This window comes from Steroidobacter sp., assembly GCF_016790065.1.
GTDB lineage: Bacteria > Pseudomonadota > Gammaproteobacteria > Steroidobacterales > Steroidobacteraceae > Steroidobacter.
This window is the reverse complement of sequence record NZ_JAEUPY010000254.1, coordinates 14,736-35,750: the sequence shown is the minus strand read 5'-3', so window position 1 is coordinate 35,750 and position 21,015 is coordinate 14,736. Positions and strand designations below refer to the sequence as shown.

At 61.0% G+C, this 21,015-nt stretch carries 20 protein-coding genes; 9 read left to right on the top strand and 11 right to left on the bottom strand.

The window, feature by feature from the left end:
- Positions 1–65: 65 nt before the first annotated feature.
- Both JNL55_RS10945 and JNL55_RS10940 read right to left on the bottom strand, forming a co-directional pair.
- On the bottom strand, positions 66–1,205 hold the full coding sequence (locus JNL55_RS10945; RefSeq protein ID WP_293852856.1) for a DUF6607 family protein: 1,140 nt from the start codon (positions 1,203–1,205) through the stop codon (positions 66–68).
- Between the two features lie 112 nt (positions 1,206–1,317).
- Entirely contained in the window at positions 1,318–2,703 is a 1,386-nt protein-coding gene (locus JNL55_RS10940; protein WP_293852855.1) for an L-serine ammonia-lyase, read from the bottom strand.
- A 145-nt stretch (positions 2,704–2,848) separates the two neighbouring features.
- Between JNL55_RS10940 and JNL55_RS10935 the strand changes: the two genes are divergently transcribed.
- Genes JNL55_RS10935 through JNL55_RS10920 form a run of 4 tightly spaced genes read left to right on the top strand, consistent with a single transcriptional unit; the run spans position 2,849 to position 6,221 of the window.
- A complete protein-coding gene (locus JNL55_RS10935) occupies positions 2,849–3,475 on the top strand; it encodes a PepSY-associated TM helix domain-containing protein (RefSeq protein WP_415923057.1) in 627 nt (208 codons plus the stop codon).
- An 8-nt stretch (positions 3,476–3,483) separates the two neighbouring features.
- Positions 3,484–4,005: a DUF2271 domain-containing protein gene (locus JNL55_RS10930; protein ID WP_293852853.1), complete on the top strand. Its 522-nt coding sequence runs from the start codon at positions 3,484–3,486 to the stop codon at positions 4,003–4,005.
- Positions 4,006–4,023: 18 nt separating this feature from the next.
- A complete protein-coding gene (locus tag JNL55_RS10925) occupies positions 4,024–4,830 on the top strand; it encodes a DUF4198 domain-containing protein (RefSeq protein WP_293852852.1) in 807 nt (268 codons plus the stop codon).
- 8 nt (positions 4,831–4,838) lie between these two features.
- Positions 4,839–6,221: a sulfite reductase subunit alpha gene (locus tag JNL55_RS10920; protein WP_293852851.1), complete on the top strand. Its 1,383-nt coding sequence runs from the start codon at positions 4,839–4,841 to the stop codon at positions 6,219–6,221.
- A gap of 7 nt (positions 6,222–6,228) precedes the next feature.
- Here JNL55_RS10920 and JNL55_RS10915 read toward each other — a convergent pair whose 3' ends face one another.
- The gene (locus tag JNL55_RS10915) at positions 6,229–6,579 is read right to left on the bottom strand and encodes a DUF4870 family protein (protein ID WP_293852850.1); all 351 of its coding nucleotides are present in this window, start codon (positions 6,577–6,579) and stop codon (positions 6,229–6,231) included.
- Positions 6,580–6,789: 210 nt separating this feature from the next.
- Between JNL55_RS10915 and JNL55_RS10910 the strand changes: the two genes are divergently transcribed.
- Complete coding sequence (locus JNL55_RS10910; protein ID WP_293852849.1) at positions 6,790–6,981, top strand: hypothetical protein; 192 nt, start codon at positions 6,790–6,792, stop codon at positions 6,979–6,981.
- Positions 6,982–6,983: 2 nt separating this feature from the next.
- Here JNL55_RS10910 and moeB read toward each other — a convergent pair whose 3' ends face one another.
- Complete coding sequence (gene moeB / locus JNL55_RS10905) at positions 6,984–8,120, bottom strand: molybdopterin-synthase adenylyltransferase MoeB (protein ID WP_293852848.1); 1,137 nt, start codon at positions 8,118–8,120, stop codon at positions 6,984–6,986.
- A gap of 253 nt (positions 8,121–8,373) precedes the next feature.
- On the opposite strand from moeB, the gene JNL55_RS10900 reads away from it, so the two are divergent.
- The gene (locus tag JNL55_RS10900; RefSeq protein WP_293852847.1) at positions 8,374–9,219 is read left to right on the top strand and encodes a helix-turn-helix domain-containing protein; all 846 of its coding nucleotides are present in this window, start codon (positions 8,374–8,376) and stop codon (positions 9,217–9,219) included.
- Here JNL55_RS10900 and JNL55_RS10895 read toward each other — a convergent pair whose 3' ends face one another.
- Both JNL55_RS10895 and JNL55_RS10890 read right to left on the bottom strand, forming a co-directional pair.
- A complete protein-coding gene (locus JNL55_RS10895; protein ID WP_293852846.1) occupies positions 9,220–10,905 on the bottom strand; it encodes an AMP-binding protein in 1,686 nt (561 codons plus the stop codon).
- Between the two features lie 39 nt (positions 10,906–10,944).
- On the bottom strand, positions 10,945–11,448 hold the full coding sequence (locus JNL55_RS10890; protein WP_293852845.1) for an asparaginase domain-containing protein: 504 nt from the start codon (positions 11,446–11,448) through the stop codon (positions 10,945–10,947).
- A gap of 143 nt (positions 11,449–11,591) precedes the next feature.
- Between JNL55_RS10890 and JNL55_RS10885 the strand changes: the two genes are divergently transcribed.
- Positions 11,592–12,623: an aldo/keto reductase gene (locus JNL55_RS10885; protein WP_293852844.1), complete on the top strand. Its 1,032-nt coding sequence runs from the start codon at positions 11,592–11,594 to the stop codon at positions 12,621–12,623.
- A gap of 18 nt (positions 12,624–12,641) precedes the next feature.
- Here the strand turns inward: JNL55_RS10885 and JNL55_RS10880 are convergent, their stop codons facing one another.
- The gene (locus JNL55_RS10880) at positions 12,642–14,333 is read right to left on the bottom strand and encodes an N-acyl-D-amino-acid deacylase family protein (RefSeq protein ID WP_293852843.1); all 1,692 of its coding nucleotides are present in this window, start codon (positions 14,331–14,333) and stop codon (positions 12,642–12,644) included.
- A gap of 158 nt (positions 14,334–14,491) precedes the next feature.
- Between JNL55_RS10880 and JNL55_RS10875 the strand changes: the two genes are divergently transcribed.
- Positions 14,492–15,379, top strand: a complete 888-nt coding sequence (locus JNL55_RS10875) for a LysR substrate-binding domain-containing protein (RefSeq protein ID WP_293852842.1) — start codon at positions 14,492–14,494, stop codon at positions 15,377–15,379.
- A gap of 1 nt (position 15,380) precedes the next feature.
- Here the strand turns inward: JNL55_RS10875 and JNL55_RS10870 are convergent, their stop codons facing one another.
- The 3 genes from JNL55_RS10870 to trxA all read right to left on the bottom strand — a co-directional run bounded on the left by JNL55_RS10870 (position 15,381) and on the right by trxA (position 19,112).
- Entirely contained in the window at positions 15,381–16,508 is a 1,128-nt protein-coding gene (locus JNL55_RS10870) for a threonine synthase (protein WP_293852841.1), read from the bottom strand.
- An 81-nt stretch (positions 16,509–16,589) separates the two neighbouring features.
- Positions 16,590–18,503: an ATP-binding protein gene (locus JNL55_RS10865; protein WP_293852840.1), complete on the bottom strand. Its 1,914-nt coding sequence runs from the start codon at positions 18,501–18,503 to the stop codon at positions 16,590–16,592.
- 276 nt (positions 18,504–18,779) lie between these two features.
- A complete protein-coding gene (trxA, locus tag JNL55_RS10860) occupies positions 18,780–19,112 on the bottom strand; it encodes a thioredoxin (protein WP_293852839.1) in 333 nt (110 codons plus the stop codon).
- A 127-nt stretch (positions 19,113–19,239) separates the two neighbouring features.
- Between trxA and JNL55_RS10855 the strand changes: the two genes are divergently transcribed.
- Positions 19,240–20,115 carry a polysaccharide deacetylase family protein gene (locus tag JNL55_RS10855; protein ID WP_293852838.1) on the top strand — a complete coding sequence of 292 codons (876 nt, stop codon included), beginning with the start codon at positions 19,240–19,242 and terminating at the stop codon, positions 20,113–20,115.
- On the opposite strand, the gene JNL55_RS10850 is transcribed toward JNL55_RS10855, so the two are convergent.
- Complete coding sequence (locus tag JNL55_RS10850) at positions 20,033–20,989, bottom strand: GlxA family transcriptional regulator (protein WP_293852837.1); 957 nt, start codon at positions 20,987–20,989, stop codon at positions 20,033–20,035. The genes JNL55_RS10855 and JNL55_RS10850 overlap by 83 nt on opposite strands.
- Between the last annotated feature and the right edge of the window lie 26 nt (positions 20,990–21,015).

Genomic DNA, 21,015 nt, shown 5'->3' with positions numbered 1-21,015 from the left:
AATGCAAGCCCTGGCACAGCCGAAACCGATTATTTTGTTTTTGCCGATTCCTTTTCGGGTCGGGGCTAGGGCAAGGCGCCCATATCTTTCAAAGCATTACGAATGACGGTGGCGCTCTGCGCGCTGGCCGCAGCACCCTGCTCTACTATCGTCTCTGCTTGTTCGAATAAGGGGTGAAACAGACCCAGCTTGTCGACCGGACCTTTCAGCGTGACCTCACCTTGCTGCAGAAAGATCTGCGACCATTCATCGCGCACCTGATCCCAGAATTGTTGAGTCTTGTCGAAATAACTATCGGCCTGCGCGAAATCCGCGTCGCGAATTCTTTCGTAACGCGCGACACCGTATTCGCGTGCGATGTATGGATGCGATGAGTCGACCTCACGCGTGGCCGTGAGCACCGTCTTCAAATTGTTTTCTTCTTGAATCCAACCGGTCGGCGCAATGGTGTGACGATTGTTGCCGACTAGCACTTGATAGTCGTCGCGCACACTCCATTCGCGTCTCGGCAAAGGCCGCCAGGTTTCAGCGCTCAACCACGAGGAGAAACTCGCCGAATGTTCCCAACGCCCGACGCTGGCGTAGCGTGGCGATTCATCGACTTGATAAACCGACTGCACCCAAGCGCCCTTGGATTCCGCCGCGCTCAACTTGCGACGCTGCCAACGATCGCGCCCGCGATACTCGACCACGTGCGTGGGTTGATACTGCCAATCCTGACGCCAATGTTTGGTAACCATGGGCTCGCTGATGGCACCGTCCTTCTGCACGATGCGCATCTCCAGAATGTGCACCAGGCTGATGTTCTTACCGTCGTCGCTGTCGACGTATACTTTTTCCGTGCCCCAGGATTGATACGGCGAGGTGGGTTTTTCCAGCGGAGTGAACGGCACGACTTCCAGAAAGTCGAACGTAACGCGATAGGTGCCAGCCATCGCGAGAATCGCGCGACGGTCTCGCTCTTGCGGTGACAAGCCGTCGGCCCGCAACTCCTTCCAAGCTTGGGAAGGCTCGAGATCGAGCGTAACTGGCGCGCCTTTCGTAGTGCCGCCACGCGGGGCAGGTGTGCCCGCTTCCAGCGGCCATGAGAATGTGTAACGCGCCGGCGCAGCGGTTTGTTGTTGTTTGCCGGCGGACTCGTCAGCGCTCGCGGCGCCAACGACCCAAGCTGCCGCGACGACAGCCACCCAACCTGCTCTGAGCATGACCAACTCCTGAACGCATTCAGCTCGGATCCAACGTGGTCCTGGCGGTCCCGTCAGTGTATGCGAGCTGTCTGCGTTAGGTCAGGAGTCAGCGCAGCTGCTTAGTTCCGGGCTAGCACTCCGGCAAATTGACCGCGAGGCCGCCGAGTGAGGTCTCTTTGTACGAGTCCTGCATATCGGCACCGGTGCGACGCATGGTCTCGATGACGCGATCCAAGGTCACATGATGTGACCCGTCGCCCATCATCGCCAGCCGTGACGCATCCACCGCCTTCACCGCGCCGGTGGCGTTGCGTTCGATGCAGGGAATCTGCACCAGCCCGCCGATGGGATCGCAGGTCAGACCGAGATTGTGTTCCATGCCGATCTCGGCGGCATTCTCGACCTGCTCATTGGTCGCGCCTTGCGCGGCAGCCAAACCAGCAGCGGCGATGGAACAAGCCACGCCGATTTCGCCCTGACAGCCTACTTCCGCGGCCGAGATGCTCGCGTTGAGTTTGTACAGCGACCCGATAGCCGCGGCAGTCAGCAAGAAAGTGTGGCGACCTTCGCGCGTGCCATTACAGAAACGATCGTAGTAACGCAGTACAGCTGGCACGACGCCAGCCGCGCCGTTGGTCGGCGCAGTGACTACCTTGCCACCCGCAGCGTTCTCTTCATTGACCGCCAGCGCCCAGGCATTCATCCAGTCCATGGCGATCAGGCCGTCGGCAGTCTTGTTCTCTTCGCGTTTTTCCAGCATGGCGCGCAACTTGGCGGCGCGACGCTTCACGTTCAATCCGCCGGGCAATATGCCGTCCTGACGCAGACCGCGGTCGATGCAAGCATTCATCGCCTCGCTGATGCGATCGAGGCCGGCGAGCACTTCTTCACGAGCGCGCGTCGCGCACTCATTGCGCATCATCACTTCGGCAATCGTCAGACCGTTGCTGTCAGCGACTACCAACAGCTCCGCGGCGTTGGAAAACGGCAGCGGAATCGTGGTCGCAGTAGTGGCAGTCGCAGGAGCTTTGGCTTCTGCGTCGCTGACGACGAAGCCACCGCCGACGGAATAGAAAGTCGCCTCACTCAGCAACTCACCACCCGCAGCGCGCGCGAACAACGTCAGCGCATTGGGGTGATAAGGCAGGCTCTCTTTGTATTTCCAGTGAATGTCACGCTCGATACGGAAATCGATTTCGTGACTGCCGGCGAGCTTGATCTTGCCGTGCTGGCGCACTTCTTCGATGAGCTTGGCGGCCGCATCCGGATCCACTTGCGCCGGCAACCAGCCCGCGAGGCCGGTGGTCACGGCGGTATCGGTGGCGTGGCCCTTGCCGGTCAACGCCAGCGAGCCATACAGACTCACGGTGACCTGCGCGACTTTCGCCAACAGTCCTTGATCCTCCAGCGACTTCGCAAATCGGCTGGCTGCGGTCATCGGCCCCATGGTGTGGGAGCTCGACGGCCCGATGCCGATTTTGAACATGTCGAAGACACTGACTGCGGCTGCGCTCAAGAAGCTTTCCTCACTTGCCCCAAAGGGGGGCAAATATACGCGCAACGCCTGCATAGCGGTGTAGCGGTCGGACACATTACTTGATGGACTGGGGAAATTTCGAATTTTTTCCCGTGACAAGTTTGCAGTTGAGAATTATTCTCATATGATGTCACAGAAATCCCGGTCGTTCTGGTTGAAACACCTGCATCAGTGGCACTGGGTCAGTGCCGCGGCATGCCTGGTGAGCATGCTTTTGTTCAGCGTTACCGGCTTCACCCTCAACCATGCCTCGTGGATCAGCGCGAAGCCCGAGGTCACGACCCAGACGGCTGCGTTGCCTGAGCCGTTGCTCGCGCAACTTCGCCAGACCTGGCAAGCGGACAACGACGAGAAGGCGGTATTGCCAGCGCCGGTGGTCGATTGGCTCGGAAGCGCGCTGTCGGTACGCGTTGCTGATCGCCAGATAGAATGGTCCGACGATGAAGTTTACGTCTCGTTGCCACGACCCGGCGGCGACGCTTGGCTGACTGTGAGTCTCGAAGACGGCGCGGTCACACACGAACTGACGGATCGCGGTTGGCTGTCGTTCCTGAACGATCTGCACAAAGGACGTAACACCGGCGCGGCCTGGAGCTTGTTCATCGACGTGTTCGCGTTCGCTGCGTTGGTGTTCGCGGTGACCGGGCTGCTGTTGTTGAAGATGCATGCGAGCAATCGTCCCGGCACCTGGCCAATGGTGGGCTTGGGACTGGCGCTGCCGTTGTTGCTAGCGATTTTGTTTATTCACTGAGGTTGAGCATGAGAGTACTCACAAAGCTGGCGGGCGCCGCGCTGTTGCTCGGATCGAGCGCCGCTGCCTTCGGCGCTGAGCTGAGCATCAAGGTAGAAATTCCGCGGTTGGACGTCGCCGAATATCACCGCCCCTACCTCGCGGTCTGGGTGGAGAACCAGGATCAAAGCACGGCAGCGCAACTGGCCGTTTGGTATCAAACCGATACCAAAAAAGAAGACGGCACGCAGTGGCTCAAAGATCTGCGTCAGTGGTGGCGCCGTGGTGGCCGCGAGTTACAAACACCGGTCGACGGCGTCACCGGTGCGACGCGCCCCGCCGGCGAGCACGTGTTGAACTTCAAGAGCAGCGACAAACAGCTCGCGCAACTCGCGCCTGGCAAATACAACGTAGTGGTCGAAGCGGCCCGCGAAGTCGGCGGCCGTGAGCTGCTGCGTTTGCCCTTCGAATGGCCCGGCACTCAGAAACAACAAGCGACCGCCAAGGGCAAGTCCGAGCTCGGCGCCGTCGCAGTCAACGTCACTCCCTAACCTTCCGCGAGGAACCTCATGAAAAACGCACTGCGCGCCATCGCTGTTTCGGCTGCCCTGTTGCTGCCTGTTGCCAGTCATGCGCACAAGTTTTGGCTGCTGCCCTCGAGCACGGTGTCGACCGTCGATCAATGGATCACGGTGGACGCGGCAGTCTCGAACGATTTGTTTTATTTCAACCATGTGCCGCTGGGCCTGGAATCGCTGGCCATCACCGCGCCCAATGGCTCGAAAGTCGCGGCGGAAAATCCGCACACGGGTAAATATCGCAGCGTCTTCGACCTGCAGCTGAAACAGGCCGGCACGTACAAGCTGGCGCTAGTGAACAACGGCTTGACTGCGACCTATGACGACAACGGCGCACGCAAGCGCTGGCGTGGTACGCCGGCAAAGTTCGCGACCGAAGTGCCGGCCAACGCCAAGAACCTGGAAGTGAACGAGTCGGTCGGTCGTATCGAAACATTCGTGACCGCAGGCAAGCCGACCGAAGCTGCATTGAAGCCCACCAACATCGGCCTGGAACTGGTGCCGGTCACACATCCGAATGACTTGTACGCGGGCGAAGCTTCAAAGTTTCGTTTCCTGCTCGACGGCAAACCCGTCGCCAATCTCGAGGTCGTGGTGCAGCCGGGCGGCACACGCTATCGCAACGATCAGGAAGAACAGAAGCTGAAGACCGACGCCAAAGGCGAGCTGAGCGTCAACTGGCCGCATCCCGGCATGTACTGGCTCGAAACCGGCTCCGAAGATCAGAAGACGTCGGTGAAGCAGGCCAAGCAGCGTCGGCTGAGCTACGTCGCCACCTTCGAAGTCCTGCCGCAGTAACGGCGGGGATGTCCGGAATTCTCGCTGGTCTCAGCGACGCACGCCTGTACTCGGCGTGCGTCGTTGTCATTCTGTATCTAACGACCTGCGGATATTTTCTGTGGCCACGACGACGCGCTGCTCTGATCCAGCCCGGCAGCGATAAGAACGCATCGACCACGCTGATCGCCTTCGCCAGCCAAACCGGTTTCGCTGCGGAGCTCGCGACGCGAACGGCGCAATCGCTGCAGGCCGCCGGCACGCCGGTTGTATTGGCGTCGCTGCAAGAAGTCGACGATGCGATCCTGCGGCAGTCCAAGAGCGCCCTGTTCGTCCTCAGCACGACAGGCGAAGGCGACGCGCCAGATCCGGCCGCCGCGTTCGTGAGAGACGTGCTCGATAGCTCGGTCTCGCTCAAGGACTTGAGTTACGGCGTACTCGCACTCGGCGACCGTGAGTACGATCAATACTGCGCGTTCGGCCATCGGCTCGATCAGTGGCTGCGCCATCAAGGCGCCACCGCGTTGTTCGACGTAGTCGAAGTCGATAACGGCGACGAAGGCGCGCTCCGTCATTGGCAACATCAACTCAGCGTACTGAGTAACAGCCCTGACCTGCCCGATTGGGAAGCGCCTAGATATGAACGTTGGCGTTTGACAGCGCGACAGCTGATCAATCCCGGCAGCGCCGGCGACGCTTGTTTTCACATCGAGCTGCAACCGCAAGCTGAGGCGAATGCGACCTGGCAGGCCGGTGACATCGCAGAAATCGATCCGCGTAATTCAACGTGGGATGACAAGCCAGAGACCCTGCCCCATCGCGAATATTCCATTGCCTCGCTGCCTGGGGACGGCGCGATTCACTTGTTAGCGCGACAGATGCGTCGCCCGGACGGTGAGCCAGGCTTGGGCAGCGGCTGGCTAACGGCGGGCGCAAAGGTCGGTGACGACATCGCGTTACGCGTGCGCGCGAATCCGAATTTTCACGCGCCAAAGGGCACAGCGCCGCTGATCCTGATCGGTAACGGCACCGGCATTGCTGGTTTGCGAGCTTTGCTGAAAACGCGCATCGCTGCCGGCAACCATCGCAATTGGCTGATCTTCGGCGAGCGCCATGTCGCGCACGATAGATTCTACGGAAATGAGATCGACCGATGGCGCGAGAGTGGCCAGCTCGAACGCGTCGACCTGGTGTTCTCGCGCGACCAATCCGAGCGGCGCTACGTTCAACACCAAGTTCGAGACTGTGCCGCCGACTTGCAACGCTGGGTCGCAGACGGCGCCGCCATCTATGTTTGCGGCAGCCTGCAGGGAATGGCTCCGGCTGTCGACGCCGCACTCACTGCAGTGCTCGGCGCCGACACCGTGGAAAATCTAGCCATCGCCGGGCGCTATCGCCGCGACGTGTACTAGCAGGCCGTTAGATTCCCCAACCGCGATGGTTGGGATACGCGGCCCGTTCGCCGAGCAGCTTGATGCCCTTCACGCAGCGAATGATCCACCACACCGCCAGTGCCAGCAGGATGGGAATTCCGATCAGCGCCATGCTCAGGATGCCGCCGATCACACCGATCAACAGGCCCATCCAGAAGGTGCGGATTTGCAGCTCGTAATGGGTGCGCAACCATTCCGGTGCACCGTCTTTGTACACGTAGGCCACGATCACGCCGATGACGGCAGTGATGCCCGAGACCAGCGCCAGCAAATAGAGCACGTAGATGACGTTAGCCATCGAGGTATTCGCCGAACCTTCGGACACGCTCTGATTCACGAATGCACTCCTGACGTAATGCGACCTGTGGTGGCGTTAATTGTGCGGCCGGTCACGTTCGGCCTCAACCGCATTCACCGGTAAATCGCCGGGTTTGGCCTGGATTGTTGCCGGCGAGGAATCAATTACATGCCATTTGCCCCGATGATGCCCGTGGCCGGCCGGCGTAATCTGCAGTCACGGTTGCAGCGAACGCAGAGGAGAGCAAGCATGCTCGATTTCGAAGACGACAACATGATCCATATGTCGACCCGCGTGCAGACGACCCTGCCGGAGGCTATGCAGTCGCTGGAGCAGGCTCGTGAGCGCCGTCGCGCCGAGCTGGCGGATTGGCAGCCGTCAGGCGGTTGGCTGACGGATCGGCACGAAGCGCGTCACCTGTCGCGCGCGGGAGCCCGTTGATATCAGCCCACCGGAGCGACGACGAACGACTCGTCCAGCTCCTTGGCCCACCTTAGTAAGCCCCCTTCTAAGTGAGCCACCTTCGTTAATCCGGCGCGCGTAGCAATGGCCGATGCGGTCGTGCTACGCGCCCCGCTACGACAGATAAAAACAGCCACGCGGTCTCGAGGCACTTCGCCAAGCCGCTGCTCCAATTCGTTGACTGGAATATTTACTGCGCCCGGCAAACGCGACACCGCGAACTCAGCCGGCGCACGCACGTCGATGATCGCTGCCTCATTCAACAGCCCTCGCAGCTCTGCTGGCGAGAACCGCCGAACCTGCGCCATCACATCGGCACTGCATAGCTCGACCAGATCCGTGGGCTCGCGAATCGTCGGTTGATCGCCGCAGACTGCGCAGTCCGACCGCCGCTGAAAACGAAACTCACCGAAGCGCATCGCCAACGCATCGTAAGTGAGGAAGCGTCCCAGCAAAGGCTCACCGACGCCGACGATCAATTTGATGGCTTCCGTCGCCTGAATCGTGCCCATCACCCCGGGCAGCACACCGAGCACCCCCGCTTCAGCGCAATTCGGCACCAAGCCGTCGGCCGGCGGCTCAGGAAACAAACATCGGTAACAGGGCGCGCGATCCGGCACGTATGTCATCGCCTGCCCTTCGAAACGATGAATGGCGGCGGACACCAACGGCTTGCGCAAAATCACACAGGCATCGTTGGATAGATAGCGAGTGGTGAAGCGGTCGGTGCCGTCGAGCACGATGTCGTACTTGCCGAAGATTTCGCGAACGTTGGCCGCTCGCAGCTCGACGGCATGCGCAACCAGCTCGATCTCGGGATTCAACGCCAGCAACCGTTCTTTGGCGGCCTCGGCCTTGGGACGACCGACGCTGTGCGTGTCGTAGAGCACTTGCCGCTGCAGATTCGAGACATCGACTCGATCGTTGTCGATCACACCAATCGTGCCTACGCCGGACGCCGCCAAATACAGCGCCGCCGGCGAGCCGAGTCCGCCGGCGCCCACTAACAACACTTTCGCTGCTTTGAGCTTTTCCTGGCCAGCCACGCCAATCTCGCGCAACGCCAAGTGCCGGCTGTAACGTGCGAGATCTGCTGGAGATAATGAAGCGGTCGACATCCGGCGACCATCACACTTGCGTCTGAGGCTGTCAACTTGGCGCACCGGCGGCCCGACTTTCCGCCGAGTTGCTAATCGCTCCCAATCGGCGTGGCATGAATTGCGCGCTTGCGCTCAGGAGCGCTAGCCATTTCGGCCGGGCCATTGGCGAACGCCACTGGCGCGCTCAATAATTCCCGCAGCGAGGGCCTCGCCTATTGAGCCCGCACCCAGCACGATCGGACGCTGACTGACACGGAACGGAGCAGCCCCCATGGCTTTTCTCGCACAGCGAACCGTCAACGCCGACATCAGTAACTTCTCGGCCGGCATGACGCGTATCGATCCTCGACCGTACGCCATCGTTTGCATGCATATCGGGCCGTCGGTGGAAGTGACTTGCGACCGGGGCGGCAGACTTCGTCATGGCCGCGAAGTGGCCGGCGATCTGGACATCATTCCCGCACACACGCCCGCCGCTTGGGAAACCAAACAAAGCGGCACGACGCTGGTCATGCGAGTGCCCGACGAACTGTTGCGCACCGTGGCCGTCGAGCTCGACATGGATCCGTCCAACATCGAGATCGCCGATCGTTTTCAATTGCGCGATCCATTCATCGAACACATCGGCTGGGCCATCAAGGCAGATATCGATTCCGGCGGCGCCGGCGGACGTTTGTTTCGTGAGAGTCTCGGCACCGCGCTCGCCGCGCGCTTACTACAACGGCACAATCGCCGCTCACTGCCAATGCGCGATCCGAAGGGCGGCTTGAGTGCGTGGAAACTCAAGCTGGTGATTTCGCACATCGAAGACAATCTAGAGAGCGAACTGTCTCTGGCTGAAATTGCCAAGGTCGCCGGCGTCAGCGTCTCTCACTTGAAGACGCTGTTCCGCCGTTCGACCGGCACACCGGTGCATCAATACATTTTGCGCCGGCGAGTCGAGCGCGCGAAGCTGCTGCTACAGGATGAGTCGCTGTCGATTGCGCAGATCGCATTCGCCACCGGCTTTGCGCATCAGAGCCATCTTGCCCGTCACATGCGCAAGATTCTCGGCGTCACTCCGGCGGCCGCGCGTCGCGACCTGGCACACGTTCCTGACCAGGCCGCGAACGTTTGATCAGGCAGTAACGTCTTCGCGCAGCTGCAGCTCGGCGATCATTTGCTCGCGCATGACGAACTTCTGAATCTTGCCGGTGACCGTCATCGGGAACTGTTCGACGAAGCGGATGTGCTGCGGCACTTTGAAGTGCGCAATCTGTTCGCGACAGAACAGGCGAATAGTCTCAACGTCGCACGGATCGCCGCCCTTCAGCTTGATCCAGGCGCACACCACTTCACCGTACCGCTGATCCGGAATGCCGAACACCTGCACATCCTGAACCTGCGGGTGGCGATACAAGAATTCCTCGACTTCGCGGGGCGAGATGTTTTCGCCGCCGCGAATGATCAAGTCCTTCACGCGACCGGTGATGTTGCAATAGCCCTCGGCATCGACCACCGCCAGATCGCCGGTGTGCATCCAGCCTTGTGCGTCGATGGATTGGCGAGTTTTCTCAGCGTCATCCCAATAGCCAGTCATCACGCTGTAGCCACGGGTGAGCAGCTCGCCACGTTCACCTAGCGGCACCACGCGACCTTCGGTATCGACGATCTTCACTTCCAGGTGCGGATGAATTCGGCCCACCGTGGACACGCGACGCTCGATGGAATCGTCGCTGCGACTCTGGAAACTCACCGGGCTGGTCTCAGTCATGCCATAGGCGATGGTGACTTGGCTCATGTGCATATCGGCGATCACGCGCTTCATCACTTCGACCGGACAGGGCGCGCCAGCCATGACACCAGTACGCAACGAACTCAGGTCGTACTCGCGGAACTTCGGATGATCGAGTTCGGCAATGAACATGGTCGGCACGCCATACAACGCCGTGCACTTCTCGGCGCTGACCGCTTCCAACACCGCACCGGGCTCGAACGCTTCGGCCGGGAACACCATCGCCGCACCGTGCGTCACACAACCCAGCACGCCCATCACCATGCCGAAGCAGTGATACAGCGGCACCGGAATGCACAGACTGTCTTCGTGCGTGAACGCCATGTGGCTGGCCACGAAATAGCCGTTGTTGACGATGTTGTGATGAGTCAGCGTGGCGCCTTTGGGCAAGCCGGTGGTGCCGCTGGTGAATTGAATATTGATGTCGTCTTCGGGCTGCAGCAGTCCGCGCAGCTCATTCACTCGCGCGCGTTCCACATCGGTGCCCAATGTTTCGAGGGCGCCAAACGGCATGAATCCCGGCACGCGAGCATCGTCGGTGAGAATCACAGTGCGCAGCGTCGGCAATCTAGCTGCGTGTAGGTCGCCCACCGCGCTGGTGGCCAACTCCGGCGCAAGTTGCCGAAGCATGCCGACGTAATCGCTGCTCTTGAAGTTGGGCGCGAGGATCAGCGCTTTGCAGCCGACTTTGTTGAGCGCAAATTCCAGCTCGGAAGTGCGATAAGCAGGATTGACGTTGACCAGGATCAACCCGGCCTTGGCGGTGGCGAACTGAGTGAGCACCCATTCGTAACGATTCGGCGACCAGATGCCGACACGATCGCCCGGCTGCAGGCCGAGCTTGAGCAAGCCGGCGGCAAAACGATCGGCCGCTTCATTCAGTTCGCGATAGGTCCAGCGAATGTTTTGTTGACGAACGATCAGCGCCGTCCGCTCGCCCCAGCGGCGCGCGGCGTCTTCGAGTACGGCACCGACGGTTTTGTATAACAACGGCACCGTGCCGGTGCCACACACGTAGCTGAGTTCCATGATCTCCCCCTGCAGCGACGAGCTCGAGCTCGCGTTCGATTATTCGGCGGTCGAAACGAAACGGGCGTGCTCGCGGTCCTTGCGAACCTCATCGCCTCGGAATACCTGACCGCTCATGGCCACGTACACCCCCGCGGGCAAGGTCTGCACCGCTGCGAAAGCCATCCCCAAGTTGAACATCGCGTCGCTCTCGGCGAAGCGCGCCGGCGACAAAGCCCCGGTGAACACGATGGTCTTGCCGGGAATCGACTTCAGCACCTGGGCCGAGTCGGTCATCGTGTCCGTGCCATGAGTGATGACGACACGGTCGGTGTCCAGCGCCGCGACAGTTTCGAACAGCGCCCGGCGATCCTGATCGGTCAGGTCCAGGCTGTCCTTACGGAACATTTCGACCACACGGAACGGGCGGGTCACATTGGCCACGTCCAGCATCTTTTTAACCATGGGCTCGCCGATCTTGTAGGCGCTGAGCGCATCGAAATAGGCCTTGTCGATGGTGCCGCCGGTGGTGATGACCACGATGGGGGGGATGACTTTTTGCATGGAGCCAAATTTAGCCGGTCCTGTGCGTCCCTGCACCCCCGGCATTTGAGCTTCCTGCCCATCAGCCGCACCAGGCCCGTGACGCCGTTTCACTAATTTGTGCGCTATAAAGTCCGCCGGCCTCAGATCTTGCGGAGAGCAGTATGGAATTCAGGCAATTGGGTGCGTCGGGCTTCAAGGTCCCGGTGTTCAGCCTCGGCACCGGCACGTTCGGCGGCAAAGGCGATTTTTTCAAGAGCTGGGGCGACAACGACGTCAAGGCGGCCACCCGGCTGGTGGACATCAGCCTGGAAGCCGGCATCAACATGTTCGACTCCGCCGATATTTACTCCGGCGGCGCCGCAGAGGAAATCTTGGGCGCGGCGCTCCGCGGTCGGCGCGACAAAGTCATCATTTCCACTAAGGCCACCTTCCGCAACGGCCAGGGACCGAACGACGTCGGCTCCTCGCGCTTCAACCTGCTACAAGCGGTCGATAAAGCGCTGAAGCGTCTCGACACCGACTACATCGATATCTTCCAGTTGCACGGTTATGACGCGACCACGCCGGTCGAGGAGACCCTGCGCACCCTGAACGACCTGGTGAGCGCGGGCAAGATTCGTTACACCGGTGTGTCGAACTTTTCCGGCTGGCACCTGATGAAATCGCTGGCGGTGTCGGATCGCTACGGCTGGAATCGGCACGTCGCGCATCAGGCGTATTACTCGCTGATCGGTCGCGACTACGAATGGGAGCTGATGCCGCTCGGCATCGAGCAAAAAGTCAGTGCCATCGTGTGGAGCCCGCTGGGCTGGGGCCGTCTGACCGGCAAAGTCCGTCGCGGTCAGGCGCTGCCCGACACCTCGCGCCTGCATTCGCAATTGAGCACCGACAAAGGTCCGCCGGTGCCGGATGAACATGTCTACAAGGTCGTCGATGCGCTCGACCTGATCGCCAAAGAGACCGGCAAGACGGTGCCGCAGATCGCGCTGAACTGGTTGTTACAGCGGCCCACCGTTGCGAACGTCATCATCGGGGCGCGCAACGAGGAGCAATTGAAGAACAACCTCGGTGCGCTGGGATGGAATTTGTCGGCGGAGCAAGTGAAGAAGTTGGATGAAGCCAGCGTTACACCGCTGGCTTATCCGTACTGGCATCAGCGCGACTTCAAAGAGCGCAATCCGCCGCCGGTATGAACCGGCGACGGCGCCGCATTAGCTGCCCTTCTTATAGCCCGGCCCACGCACGAACTGGCCGGGCTTCGCGCCAGTATGTTCGCCATCGCGCAACACCTGCACGCCGTTGACGAACACATGTTGTACGCCAGTCGCGTACTGATGCGGCTTCTCGAACGTGGCGTGATCCTTGATCGTGGCCGGATCGAACACCACGATGTCGGCGTAGCATTCCTTCTTCAAACAACCGCGATTGGTCAGCTTGAACGTCTCCGCCGGCAGGCTGGTCATGCGCCGAATCGCATCCTGCAATGTCGCGACTTTCTGATCGCGCACGTAGTGGCCGAGGAAGCGAGCGAACGTGCCGTACGAACGCGGGTGCGGATTGCTGAGCAGGAACGGACCTTCCGGCGCCGGCGCTTCTGCATCCGAATCGATGGCCACCCACGGCTGCGACAAGCCCAGCTTCACGTTCTCTTCCGACATCAGGAAGTACGCGGCGCCGATACGCGTGTGATCCTCGATGACCAAATCGATGGCCGCATCTTCAGGCGACACACCGCGCATCTTGGCCACTTCCGCCAGCGTCTTGCCGGTGAGCGGCTTGAGCTTGTCGGTCTTGAAGCCGATCAACAGCACCTTGTCTGCCGAGCCGGCCGCTTGTAACAAACTTTCGAAGCCCGCATTCGGATCGCGCATTTCTTTGAGCACGCGCGCGCGAATCTCCGGCTTCTTCAAACGCGCCACCCAATCGTCGATGCCGCCTTCCTGCACCCACGTCGGCATCGCCGCGTCCAAGCCAGTCGCACCGGCGGTGTATGCGTACATGTCAGCGGTGATCTTCAATCCGGACTTGCGCGCCGCTTCGATCTTGTCGATAGCCTGTTGCATCTTGGGCCAGTTCTTTTTGCCAGCCGCCTTCAAGTGATAAACCTGCGCCGGCACGTTGGCTTCGCGAGCGATCTGTAACAACTCATCCAACGCTTCGAGGAAACGATCGCCCTCGCTGCGCATGTGCGAAATGTAAGCGCCGCCGTATTCGCCAGCCGCTTTGGTGATCGCGATCAGTTCGTCGGTCTTCGCATAGTTGCCCGGCGCGTAGATCAACGAGCTGCCGACACCGAGCGCGCCTTCACGCATCGCCTGGCGGACCAGCTCCTGCATGCGACCCAACTCTGCCGGCGTCGGCGCGCGATTGGCGAAACCAATCTCATGTTGACGAACCGTGGCTGCGCCGATGAACGATGCAACGTTCGGCGACACGCCGCGCTTGGTCAGATACTCCAAGTATTCGCCGAGCGTGGTCCACGTGATGTCGTAGCGGATATCGCCCTGAGTCTTGAGCATCTCCTCGCGAATGGTGCCGTTGACCGGTCCCATCGACGTGCCTTCGCCGAAAATCTCCAGCGTCACGCCCTGTTTGATGTCGCTCATGCCGCGGCCGTCATAAATCAGGGACTCATTGGCCCATGACAGCGTGTTGATGAAGCCCGGCGCGACCGCCAGACCTTTGGCATCCACTTTTTGCTTGGCCTGGTAATCGGTCAGCTTGCCGACTGCGACCACTCGGCCGCCGCGGACCGCCACGTCACCCTTGATGGGATTGCCGCCGCTGCCGTCGTAGATGACGCCGTTCTGGACCAGCAGGTCGACCTGTTCGGCCGCCGCCGCGCTGCCGGCCAGGCCCAACGACAAAATTGCGTTCGCAAGAACGGTGGATGTGAAGCGCACGAGGACTCCAGCGGTGGCGAGTTGGGCTGCGACCCTAGCGCAAAAACGCCCGGGCCGTACAGCCGCAGCCATCTCGGCTGCTGCGGGTGTGCAGAAGGTGCTAAGTTTTCCGCCCCGCTGGCTTTACGATGCGGACTCGAGGAGGTTCGCGGTCCGTCATGAAGGTCAATCTGGATATCGATCTGCTCCGCACCCTGGTGGCGTTCGCCGATGCCGGCAGCTTCAAGGGCGCGGCGCAGCTGGTCTTGCGCTCGCAGCCGGCGGTCAGCATGCAGATGCGGCGGCTGGAAGAGCTGGTGGGGCACCCGCTGTTCACCAAACGCGGCCGGGACATGGTGTTCACGGACAAAGGCGAGCAACTCGCCCAGCAAGCGCGCCAGATCCTGGCTTTACACGACAAGGTGGTCAGCACCTGGCGCGGTGGCGACGCCGGCGGCCGCGTGGTCCTCGGCTTGCCGGACGATTACGCGGCCCTGCTGCTGCCCGATATCTTCGCGGAGCTGACTCGCAGCTGGCCCAATGTAAGCGTGGAAGTGGTGGTCAACACCTCGCCGGTGCTGATCGAGCAGCTCGACAACGGCCAGCTCGACCTAGCCATCCTCGCGACTCAGGCGCCGAAACGCTCCGATGTCATCCTGCGTAAAGAACCGGTGGTCTGGACCGGCTCGCCCGATCACGACACTCATTTGCAACGGCCCATCAAGCTCGCGGTGTTTTCCGACGAGTCGCCGGTGTATCGCGCCACCATCGCAGCGCTACGGGACAGCGCTCGCGAGGGCGAAGTCGCCCCCGACTTTCGTATCGGCGTGAAAAGTAAAAGTTGGACGGTGCTGGTGGCTGCGGCCCGGGCCGGCTTCGCGGTGACCACCATGGCCCGGTGCGTGGTGCCGCCGGGCCTGAGAATTCTCGGCCCGGAAGACGGCTTCCCCAACCTGGGCGACATTCACATCGTGATGCGTGGCACGCCGGACACGCAGTCCATTGCGACGTCGAAGTTGGCGGAACGAATCCTCGAAGCGTTCCGCCGCAATTCGCCGACGGGCTGACTTAGCCTTCGAACAGCTTGGTGACGAACGCGCTGGCCTTGAGGCCCGAACCGGACAACAGCGCCACCGTGGTTTCGCCCGAACGAATCTTGCCACTCGCGTACAGCTGATCGATCGCTGCACCGACGATGGCCGAGGTCGGCTCGACGAACAGGCCCATGCCGGCGAGCCGATGCAGAGCTGCGAGAATTTCATCTTCGCGGACCGTCACCATCGCGCCCGCCGAGCGATGCACGGCCGACAACACTTCCTTCAACCGCACCGGCTTACGGATCGACGCACCTTCCGCCATGGTGGTGCTGAATTCGGTGGGCACCAGATCGAAGCTGCCGGCATCGAAGCTGGCCTTGATCGGTGCGCACGCCGCCGGCTGCACGCCGAAGATTCGCGGCAGTTTCTTGATCTGACCGGCGGCCAGCAACTCGCAAAAGCCCAGATCGCAACCCATCACGTTGCTACCGGCACCCACCGGCAGAATCACGTTATCGGGCGCGCGGAAGCCCAGATCTTCCCAAATCTCGTACGCCGTCATCTTGGTCCCTTGCAAGAAGAAGGGATGCCAGTTGTGGCTGGCGTAGAACACTTCCGAGGCCTGTTGGAGAGCGGCGTTCTCGGTGTCCTGGCGCGTGCCGGGAATCAGTCGCACGTCGGCACCGAAGATGCGCATCTGCGCGACCTTGGCCGGCTGGGTCGACTCCGGACAAAGAATGCGCACACGCATGCCAGCGGCCACACCGTACGCCGAGATGGCGGCACCGCCGTTTCCGGAGCTGTCTTCGAGAATGGCGTCGATGCCCAACTGTTTCAGGAACGACACCATCACCGTCGCGCCTTTGTCCTTGAAGCTGCCGGTGGGCGAAATCCAGTCGGCCTTGAACAACAGCTGTTCCTTGCCCCAGGACTTTTCCAACAACGGCGTGCAGCCTTCGCCCAGCGTCACCGGCTTGATGTCGAGCGGCAACGACGCGCGATAGCGCCACAGCGAGCGGGTCTTGCTGTCGATGTCATCCTTGCCGATGCCGGGCAGCGCTTCGACCAACAACGGGCCGCCGGCATCAGAGCGCCAACGCGGCTCGTCGAGCGAATAGCGGTTACCGGTGCGGGGATCGAGGTACTGAGCTTGCGACATGTCGTGGCCGTGGCGGATGCTGATGAGGCCGGCTTATTACCGCGCCCCTCCCCCGGCCAACAAGCTCATTTTCTGGAACTGTCACTTCAGAAGATTTGATTCTCCGGCGTCCAGCACCCGCTCCAGCACCTGCGCCAGTTCTTCGACCGTGTCGGGCTTGAGCACCACGTCTCGCACGCCCACTGCTTTGGCAGTTTCGCGATCCTCGGCGCGCACGTAGCCCGATGTGATTATGACCGGCAGATCGCGACGAATTTCCTGAATGGCACGAGCCACGTGAAAGCCCGACATGCCCGGCATGGAGAGGTCGCTGACCACCGCATCGAACTCGCCGGGCCGCTCTTTCAACACTTGTAGTGCCTGCTCGGCATCGGTGAAACCAGTGACCCGATACCCAGAGCGTTGCAACACTCGCGTCATCAAATAAACCAGCGAGTCTTCATCGTCGATATACATCACGCGCCGGCCGCTGCCTTCCGTCGCCAGCGTGGCAACTTGGCTCGGGACCGGTTTGTTCTCGACCGGTGCCGCTTCTACAGCCGGAAAATACAATCTGAAAGTCGCGCCTCGCCCGAGTTCGCTGGACACCAGCACCGAACCTTCGTGAGCGCGCATGATGCCGTCAACCACGCTCAGTCCCAATCCAGTGCCGCGCCCCACCGGCTTGGTGGTGAAGAACGGATCGAACACACGATCCAAAGTGATCTTGTCCATACCGCTGCCGGTATCGCTCACCGACAGGCGCAAATAACGGCCGGCCTTGAGCTCCGGCGTCAGCGGCCCGCCTTGCGCCACATGCACTTCATCCAGCGCGATGTTGATGGAGCCGGCGGCACCGTCACCGATGGCATGCGATGCGTTGGTGACCAGGTTGATGATGATCTGATGAATCTGCGTCGCGTCGGCGCGCACCGCCGGTAGCTCCGCAGTGAACTTGCAATTGATCTCGATCATCGCCGGCAACGTGGCACGCAACAGCTTGAGCGCATCTTCCACCGCCGGCTGCAGTTGGATGATTTCGCGACGGCAATCGTTCTGCCGGCTGAAGGTCAGAATACGATTCACCAGATCGGTGGCACGCGCACTGGCCTTGGCCACTTCAGCCAGTCCGCTTTGCACCGGATGGTCCAGCGGTAATTCCTGAATCGCCAGCCGCGTGTTGCCGGCAATGGCCAGCAGAATGTTATTGAAGTCGTGCGCGATGCCGCCGGCCAGCGTGCCTAGGGCTTCGATCTTTTGCGAATGATGGAGAGCGTCTTCGGCATTCTTGCGCGCCGTTACATCGATGCTCGCGCCGATCATGCGGGTTGCCTGGCCGCTCGAGTCCCGCTCGATCTGACCATTGACGGAAATCCATTGAATCAGACCGTTCGGCAACAACAGCCGACATTCCAAAGAAATTTCGCTGGCACCGCTGGCGACTTGCTCGGCCACCAGACGACGGATCCAAGGGCGATCGTCGGGATGCAGTAGTTCCGCGGCCGACGCAACCGGCATGACGCCGCGCTGACGATCCTGGTCCCACAGCCGGTACATCGCTCGGTCCCACCACATGGTGTCCTTGCGAAAATCCCAGATCCAAGTGCCGATGCGCCCGGCCCTCACCGCCGCACGCAGCCGTTCTTCACTGTGACGATTGCGAATCGGCGTCGCCTGTCCGGCGCTATTGCGTGGAGTGATGACGACCAACGCGGCATCACCCTCGGCAGCATCGACGAACAACTGTATGAAGCGCAGTGGCAACGTACTGCCATCGTGACAATGACCCGTCGCGCGATGCCGTCGCACCGAGGTGTCCGACAGGTCGGCGCTCCGATCCAGCGGGCGCCAGGCCGGAATCAATTCATCGATGGTGACTTCGCGCAGCTCGAGCTGGTTATAACCAAAAAGTTTTTCGGCCGCGCGATTGCCGGCGACCACATAGCCGTCGCGATCAATGAGCAATGCCGCCGCGGGCCACTGAGCCAGCGACAGCCGAACGCTTGGAGATTCCAACTGATCCTGTTCCCCAGCCTGGTCGTCACCGTCCCTGCGTGGCGACCGTTGCCGTGGTTGGCCACCACGGCGTTTCGCCCGAACGGATTTCACGGGTCACCTCTGCGGCCCTGATCGAATTTTTTATACCGCTGCAAATACCAAGGCCCGATTCAACTTTCGTCGAACCGGGCCTGATGCTTCTACTACTGCACCGCGCTGGATGCACGTCGGATTTTCCGCGGCAGCTTGCCCCCTCCCCAGGGAGTAGTCTGCGCCGTTGTGTGAGCTACAACTTCAGTTGAGTTTCGCGTCCAACAGCGCGGTCAACTCGGCCTTGCGCGGCAGACCGACTTTCTGTCCCACCACTTCGCCGTTCTTGAACAACAACACTGTCGGCACACCACGCACACCAAAACGGTGCGGAGTGCGATTGTTCTGATCCACGTCCATGGTCACGACCGTGACGCGGCCGTCGTAGTCGCGGGCGATATCTTCGATCATGGGCTTCATCGCCTGGCACGGGCCGCACCAATCGGCTTCGAACTTCAACAGCACCGGACCGGACGCGGCCAGCACCTGCTGATCGAAACTGGCATCCGTGACGGCAAGAAACTTGGCATCGCTCATGAGGCATCTCCACCAGGGATAGGCAGCGAGTATTTGACTGCGGACAGACACATTGCGCCTGGCTGCCACGGCCAGCAATCGCCATTGCCGATGCCGTCAATCGACAACTTGAATCGCAATTGCCATCATGGCGCGCCCCCTTCGCCGCTTGGATCTGCCTTTGAACCTGTGTCGCGCCGATCGATTCCTGCTGGCCAGCGCCGCCGTCACCGCCGGCTCGGCCGCGGCTTTCGGTCCCAGCGCTTTGAGCCTGGGAATACCGCTCGGCGCCTGGGCCTTGCTGCTGACCGACGGCGTGTTCCGTCCGGACTCCTCGATCCTGTATCCGACGCTGGTGCGTGGCCGTACCGATCGAAGGCAAGTGGCACTGACGTTCGATGACGGGCCGGATCCCGAAGTCACGCCGGCGGTGCTCGATATCCTGGCCGAGCATCAGGCCCGCGCGACCTTTTTCGTGATCGGCCGTTATCTGGAAAAACATCGCGCTGTGGCCGAACGCCTACTTCGCGAAGGCCATGAGCTAGGCAATCATTCCTGGCATCACTCGCATTTTCAGAATTTTTATTCGGCCGCCGGGCATGGCGTCGAGATCGATCGTTGTGGCGAATTGATCAAGTCGATGACCAACTCGCAGCTCGAGCCGTGGTATCGGCCGCCGGTGGGATTGAAGAGTCCCGCGATGGCGCGGGCCGCGCATAAGAGAAATCTCAACGTGGCCGCGTGGTCCATCCATTCACGCGACACGTTCGCTCGCGATCCGCACAAGGTGGCAAACGGCGTAGTCGGTCGCATTCGACCTGGCGACATCGTGTTGTTACATGACGGCCACGAGCGCGATCAGCGTCATCGGCCGCTGATTCTTCAGGCACTGCCATTGATACTGAAGGGCTTGCGCGAGCGCGGCTTCGAGTCGGTAACGGTCAGCGAGGTGTCAGGCGAAACTCTGCCGGCGACACCGACTCCCAACGCCGCCAGACTCGCCGCAGATGATGCGCGGAGCTGAAACCGCTGCGTTCGGCAACTCGTTCCAACGCCAAATCGCTATTCACCACCATCTCACGCGCCAGCGCCACGCGTAGCCGCTGCACGTAATCGAGCGGTGAGCATCCTGCGTGCTCGGCAAACAACCGTCCTAAGTTTCTCGCACTCATGCAGCCGACGGCGGCGAGCTTTTCCGATGACCAATCGGCGGCCGGATTGCGGGCAATAGCATCCTGCACTCGATGAACGGCGGGATGAATGTGATTGCGATGCATGAGCCACGCGGACAACTGCGGGTCCGCGGTCGTGCGACGCATGTAAACCACCAAATCTCGCGCCACTGCCACTGCGATCTTGTGGCCGAGCTGACGGCCGATCACGTGCAGCGCCAAGTCGATACCGGAAGTCACACCGGCACTGGTCATGACATGACCGTCTTCGACAAAGATCCGATTGCCGTGCACGGTGGCGTTCGGTTCCATCTTCGCCAGCCGTTCGATGAACTCGTGATGGGTCGTACATTGACGGCCGCGTAACAAGCCAGCTTGCGCTGCCAGCAAACTGCCGGAGCAAACACACAACAACGACACGGTTTCGTTGCGAGCGACTTTCGCCAACCAGTCGGTGAGTTCACGGACCGGTTCCGACTGCAAATCCAACGACACCGAGCTGACGCCCGTGATCACTACGATGGAATGATCCGGCACCACGGCGGGCAGGCGCTGCAGCTTGCTGAGCTGCAGGCCCACACAGGAACGCAACGACGAACTGCTGCCGACGAACAGCAAATCGTAGCTGCCCGGGACCAGCATGCTCGCCATCCGAAAAGCTTCGGCCGCGCCAGCCACGTCCAGCAGGACTACTTCAGGCAGCAGCGCGAACAGCACGTTCCTCATGGCATCCGCCTCATCAGATCAACTCG

Bases quoted from the DNA above. Each gene is read 5' to 3' on its own strand.
- trxA (WP_293852839.1), bottom strand. From the start codon at position 19,112: ATGAGCGATGCCAAGTTTCTTGCCGTCACGGATGCCAGTTTCGATCAG.
- JNL55_RS10890 (WP_293852845.1), bottom strand. From the start codon at position 11,448: ATGCAAAAAGTCATCCCCCCCATCGTGGTCATCACCACCGGCGGCACC.
- moeB (WP_293852848.1), bottom strand. From the start codon at position 8,120: ATGTCGACCGCTTCATTATCTCCAGCAGATCTCGCACGTTACAGCCGG.
- JNL55_RS10875 (WP_293852842.1), top strand. From the start codon at position 14,492: ATGAAGGTCAATCTGGATATCGATCTGCTCCGCACCCTGGTGGCGTTC.
- JNL55_RS10855 (WP_293852838.1), top strand. From the start codon at position 19,240: ATGGCGCGCCCCCTTCGCCGCTTGGATCTGCCTTTGAACCTGTGTCGC.
- JNL55_RS10885 (WP_293852844.1), top strand. From the start codon at position 11,592: ATGGAATTCAGGCAATTGGGTGCGTCGGGCTTCAAGGTCCCGGTGTTC.
- JNL55_RS10925 (WP_293852852.1), top strand. From the start codon at position 4,024: ATGAAAAACGCACTGCGCGCCATCGCTGTTTCGGCTGCCCTGTTGCTG.
- JNL55_RS10895 (WP_293852846.1), bottom strand. From the start codon at position 10,905: ATGGAACTCAGCTACGTGTGTGGCACCGGCACGGTGCCGTTGTTATAC.
- JNL55_RS10900 (WP_293852847.1), top strand. From the start codon at position 8,374: ATGGCTTTTCTCGCACAGCGAACCGTCAACGCCGACATCAGTAACTTC.
- JNL55_RS10850 (WP_293852837.1), bottom strand. From the start codon at position 20,989: ATGAGGAACGTGCTGTTCGCGCTGCTGCCTGAAGTAGTCCTGCTGGAC.
- JNL55_RS10945 (WP_293852856.1), bottom strand. From the start codon at position 1,205: ATGCTCAGAGCAGGTTGGGTGGCTGTCGTCGCGGCAGCTTGGGTCGTT.
- JNL55_RS10870 (WP_293852841.1), bottom strand. From the start codon at position 16,508: ATGTCGCAAGCTCAGTACCTCGATCCCCGCACCGGTAACCGCTATTCG.
- JNL55_RS10910 (WP_293852849.1), top strand. From the start codon at position 6,790: ATGCTCGATTTCGAAGACGACAACATGATCCATATGTCGACCCGCGTG.
- JNL55_RS10935 (WP_415923057.1), top strand. From the start codon at position 2,849: ATGATGTCACAGAAATCCCGGTCGTTCTGGTTGAAACACCTGCATCAG.
- JNL55_RS10930 (WP_293852853.1), top strand. From the start codon at position 3,484: ATGAGAGTACTCACAAAGCTGGCGGGCGCCGCGCTGTTGCTCGGATCG.
- JNL55_RS10920 (WP_293852851.1), top strand. From the start codon at position 4,839: ATGTCCGGAATTCTCGCTGGTCTCAGCGACGCACGCCTGTACTCGGCG.